This is a genomic window from Pelosinus propionicus DSM 13327, from assembly GCF_900114615.1.
GTDB lineage: Bacteria > Bacillota > Negativicutes > DSM-13327 > DSM-13327 > Pelosinus > Pelosinus propionicus.
In genome coordinates this window covers 1-4,724 of the sequence record NZ_FOTS01000102.1, presented here as the reverse complement: position 1 = coordinate 4,724, position 4,724 = coordinate 1, and the positions used below count along the sequence as shown (strand labels likewise).

General features: G+C 39.2%; 4 protein-coding genes. All 4 read left to right on the top strand.

Annotation, left to right across the window (positions count from 1 at the left end; translation table 11 throughout):
* Nucleotides 1–99: 99 nt before the first annotated feature.
* The 4 genes from BMZ99_RS25480 to BMZ99_RS25465 all read left to right on the top strand — a co-directional run bounded on the left by BMZ99_RS25480 (nucleotide 100) and on the right by BMZ99_RS25465 (nucleotide 4,618).
* Nucleotides 100–378 (top strand): (2Fe-2S)-binding protein, encoded by a 279-nt coding sequence (locus tag BMZ99_RS25480; protein ID WP_007956726.1) that lies wholly within the window; start codon nucleotides 100–102, stop codon nucleotides 376–378.
* Nucleotides 371–1,519, top strand: a complete 1,149-nt coding sequence (locus tag BMZ99_RS25475) for an NAD(P)/FAD-dependent oxidoreductase (protein ID WP_090944823.1) — start codon at nucleotides 371–373, stop codon at nucleotides 1,517–1,519. The genes BMZ99_RS25480 and BMZ99_RS25475 overlap by 8 nt, the downstream gene beginning before the upstream one ends.
* Nucleotides 1,520–1,566: 47 nt before the next feature.
* Nucleotides 1,567–3,114 carry an L-glutamate gamma-semialdehyde dehydrogenase gene (pruA, locus tag BMZ99_RS25470; RefSeq protein ID WP_090944820.1) on the top strand — a complete coding sequence of 516 codons (1,548 nt, stop codon included), beginning with the start codon at nucleotides 1,567–1,569 and terminating at the stop codon, nucleotides 3,112–3,114.
* Nucleotides 3,115–3,448: 334 nt separating this feature from the next.
* The gene (locus BMZ99_RS25465) at nucleotides 3,449–4,618 is read left to right on the top strand and encodes an ABC transporter substrate-binding protein (protein ID WP_090944816.1); all 1,170 of its coding nucleotides are present in this window, start codon (nucleotides 3,449–3,451) and stop codon (nucleotides 4,616–4,618) included.
* Nucleotides 4,619–4,724 lie beyond the last annotated feature (106 nt).

The window sequence follows — 4,724 nt, the reverse complement described above, 5'->3', positions numbered from 1 at the left end:
AGCATCAAGGGGTTCCTTTACGTGTTGAAAAAATAAAATAAGTTTTGTAAACAACGGCGGATTGTTGCTTACAAAACTTATTATACGAGGAGGAAGATCATGAATCATAATGATATTATTATCTGTCGTTGTGAAGATATAACCTTAGGAGAGATTAGAGAGCAGATTGCACAGGGAAAACATACTTTGGAAGAAATAAAAAGAGCTTGCCGTTCAGGAATGGGTCCTTGTCAAGGAAGAACTTGTGCACCTCTTATTGTGAATGAAATTGCCAAAGCTACAGGAAAGCCTGTTGCACAGATTCCTTTGCCTACATTTCGTCCTTCTACCTCTCCCATTAAGATGGCTTCTTTGTTAGGAGGAGATAAGCATGATTAAGACTGCAGATGTTGTGGTAATTGGTGGTGGTGTCATTGGCTGTTCCACTGCCTATAACTTAGCTAAATTAGGTGCAGGTAAAGTCGTCGTATTAGAAAAGAAGTACTTAGCTAGCGGTGCCACGGGGCGCTGTGGTGCAGGCATGCGAATGCAGTGGGGAACAGAGACGAATTGTCTTTTGTCTCGTGAAAGCGTCAAGATGCTTTCACATTTGCCCGAACTATTAAATGTGAATGTGGATATTGAATTTACCCAAAATGGTTACTTAATGCCCGCTTACTCCGAGAAAATGGCAGAGCAGTTTAAAAAGAATTTAGTACTGCAACAATCTCTTAACATTCCTGCACGCTGGGTGACGCCAGAAGAATCTTTGGAAATTGTCCCTTTTTTAAATACAAAAGGTATGTTTGGCGCTACCTATTGTGCAGAAGATGGTCATTGTAATCCTTTTAAAGTAACAGAAGCTTATGCACAAGCTGCGAAGAATTTAAATGTTGAGATTTATACCGATACGGAAGTGCAAGGCATTGTAACGAAGAATGGTAAGATTATTTCGGTCCGTACCACCCAGGGAGATATTCAAACGGATACGGTTGTAAATGCGGCAGGAGGGTATGCAAAAACCGTTGGACGTATGGTTGGCGTTGAACTTCCGATTTTCCCAGAACGTCATGAAATTTTAGTGACAGAACCAGTAGAGCCTACTATGGGACCCATGGTGATGAGTTTTTATCATAATTTATATTGCCAGCAAAGTCCTCATGGCAGTTTTATTATGGGAATTGGTCATCCGAATGAACCAGAAAGTTATAATATAAAATCCAGTTGGCAGTTCTTGCGTGATATGGCTGAGCGACTTGTCGAAATTCTGCCTCCTTTAGCAGGTCTAAATGTAGTTCGGCAATGGGCGGGCTTATATGATATGTGCCCTGATCGCACACCGATATTAGGCAGCAGCCCTGCTCTCAATCGCTTCTTCACTGCTGCAGGCTTTAGTGGTCATGGTTTCATGATTTCTCCTATCACAGGTCAGTTAATGGCAGAGATGGTAGTGGGAAAATCTACAGCCTTTCCTATCCAAATGTTTGATGCTGGGCGGTTTGACCGCGGAGAATTATTTGTAGAGCCATCCGTTGTGTGAGTAAATATGTATCGCTGTATTAAAAATACGAAAGTGAGGAATTAAGAATGATTACGGAATATAAAAATGAACCGTTTACTAACTTTGGCCTTCCAGCAAACAAGGCTGCTATGAAGAAAGCATTGGCTGCCGTACAGTTAGAGAAAGCTGCTCATTATCCACTCATTATCGGCGGAAAAGCTATCGATACAGAAGCGCGTATTACGTCGATCAATCCTTCCCAAACATCTGACATTGTTGGTACTGTTGCTCGGGCTAATATAGATTTAGCTGAAAAAGCAGTACAGGCAGCTAATAAAGCCTTTTCCTCATGGCAGTATGTAGATGCTGCGGAACGATCTTTGTATTTGTTTAAAGCTTCTGCTATTTTACGTCGGCGTAAATTTGAGTTTTCTGCCTGGTTAGTGGAAGAGGCAGGGAAAACTTGGGCAGAAGCGGATGCCGATACTGCAGAAGCAATCGATTTCATGGAATACTATGCTCGTCAAATGGATAAGTATGCAAAAGGTATGGAAGTAACACCTTATTCTGGAGAACAAAATGAGTGTGCTTATATTCCTCTCGGTGTTGGTGTTGTAATTCCGCCATGGAATTTCCCATTGGCTATTTTAGCAGGGATGACAGCTGCGGCTATTGTAGCTGGCAATACGGTGATTATGAAGCCTGCAAGCTCAACGCCTATCATTGCTGCAAAATTTATGCAGTTATGGGAAGAAGTTTCTTTACCTGCTGGTGTTGTAAATTATCTTCCGGGCAGTGGCGGAACGATTGGCGATTATTTGGTATCCCATGCTCAAGTGCGCTTTATCAATTTTACAGGCTCTAAAGAAGTTGGACTTCGCATTAATAAGTTAGCTGCTGATTTGTCCCCTGGACAAAAATGGATTAAAAGAGTAGTAGCTGAAATGGGCGGTAAAGATTCTATAATTGTAGACAGTGAAGCTGATCTTGATGAAGCAGCTGCTGGAATTGTTGCATCTGCTTTTGGCTTTCAGGGACAAAAATGTTCTGCCTGCTCTCGTGCCATTATCATAAAAGATGTATATGATGCAGTATTGGCAAAGATAGTCGAAAAGACGAAAGCTCTTAAGATTGGTGCTGCCAGCAGCCCTGAAAGTAATATTGGCCCTGTCATTGATGAAAACTCTTATAAAAAGATTTTAAGCTACATTGAAATTGGTAAAACAGAAGGGAAACTTGAGTGTGGTGGATCTACGGCTGGTGAACAAGGCTACTTTATTGAGCCAACTGTCTTTTCAGGGATCTCACCTGAGGCCCGTATTTCCCAAGAAGAGATATTCGGACCTGTGCTTGCGATAATTCCTGCTGATGATTTTGATCATGCTCTTGCTATTGCCAATGGCACTGAATATGGCCTTACTGGTGCTGTGTATTCAAAGAACCGTGTTAAGCTGGAAAAGGCTCGGCGTGAATTTCATGTAGGCAATCTATATTTTAACCGTAAGTGCACAGGTGCTTTAGTTGGTGTTCATCCTTTTGGCGGTTTTAATTTGTCAGGCACAGACTCTAAAGCGGGCGGCGCTGACTATTTATTGCTGTTCTTACAAGCAAAATCAATTTGTGAAAAGTTATAAATCAAAGTTTATTGATTGCTCTGTTAACTTGTATGATGAGTGTTAAAAGTAATATTTAATTTAAGAAATAGTAAAAGAATGTATTGAAAATGTTTTAAAAAATATAAAATGTTTTTTTAGAAAAAACACTTGTCAAGTCGAGAAGCGCACGGTATAATAAAAAACAAACATAACAAACACAAAACAACAGAATAATAATAAAGCAATGGTGCTTTAAATAAGGGAAGTTTTCTCTTATTTGAAGCACCTTTTTCGATATTTTTCAGGGGGTGGTAGGGAAGAAGCTAAAGGTATACGATACTTAGAAATAATACGATTATTAAGGGGGATTATTGTGTTTAAAAAAATGAATGCTAAATGGTTATCTCTATTCGTTGTTGCTATTTTAGTTGCTGGATTAGTAGCTGGGTGTGGTGGAAGTGCTAGCAAGGATATTAAAATTGGTGTTGTATATGAATTGACAGGAAATACTGCATCTTTTGGTACAGCTGCTGCTAATGGCGCGAAGTTAGCATTTAAAGAAATTAATGCTAATGGTGGTGTTTTGGGTAAACAAATCCAAATCGCAGTTGCCGATAATAAAGGTGAGCCATCTGAATCCTCTAATGCAATGACAAAAGTTATTTCTCAAGATAAAGTAATTGCTGTTACTGGTTTTACTACCAGTTCTAACGGTATCGCAGGCTCAACCGTTGCTGAAGCGAATAAAATCCCATTTGTAGCTGCTGCAACGACAAATCCTAAAGTAACCTTAGATGAGAATACTGGAAAAGTAAAAAACTATACCTTCCGCGTATGTTTTATTGATCCTTTCCAAGGTACTGTAGGAGCAAATTTCGTATTAAACTCTCTTAAAGCTAAAAATGCTGCTGTCATGATTGATAACTCTAGCGATTACAGCAAAGGTTTATCTAAATTCTTTAAAGATGCTTTTACTAAGGGCGGCGGTAACATAGCTATCGAAGAAGCTTATTTACAAAATGATCAGGATTTCAAAACCTTGTTAACTAAAATTAAAGCTACGAATCCAGATGTAATTTATGTACCTGGTTATTATGGTGAAGTAGGAAAAATTATTAAACAAGCTCGTGAAATTGGCATAACTGTACCATTCGTTGGTGGTGATGGCTGGGATTCTCCTAAGTTAGCTGAAATTGGGGGACCAGATGCTCTTAATAATACGTACTTTACAAATCATTATTCTGTAGAAGATAACAGCCCTAAATCAAAAGCATTCCTTGATGCTTTCCAAAAAGAATATGGTCAAGTTCCAGATGCAATGGCCGTTCTAGGTTATGACGCAGCGTATGCGTTGGTAGATGCCATTAAACGGGCAAACAGCACGGATTCCGAAAAAATTCGTGAAGCACTTGCCAATACAAAAGACTTCCAAGGTGTAACTGGTTCCTTAACATTAAATGATACACATGATGCAATAAAAAGTGCTGTAATTATTGAAATGAAAAATGGTAAGCAAGTTTATAAAGAAACTGTAAAACCTTAATAAAAAAATAAAGAAGAGGCTGTCGCAAAATGCTTTTTGAAAAAAAGCATTTTGTGGCAGCCTTCCTTTCTTGAGCAGATAAAATCCAGGCGAAAAAGAATAAACA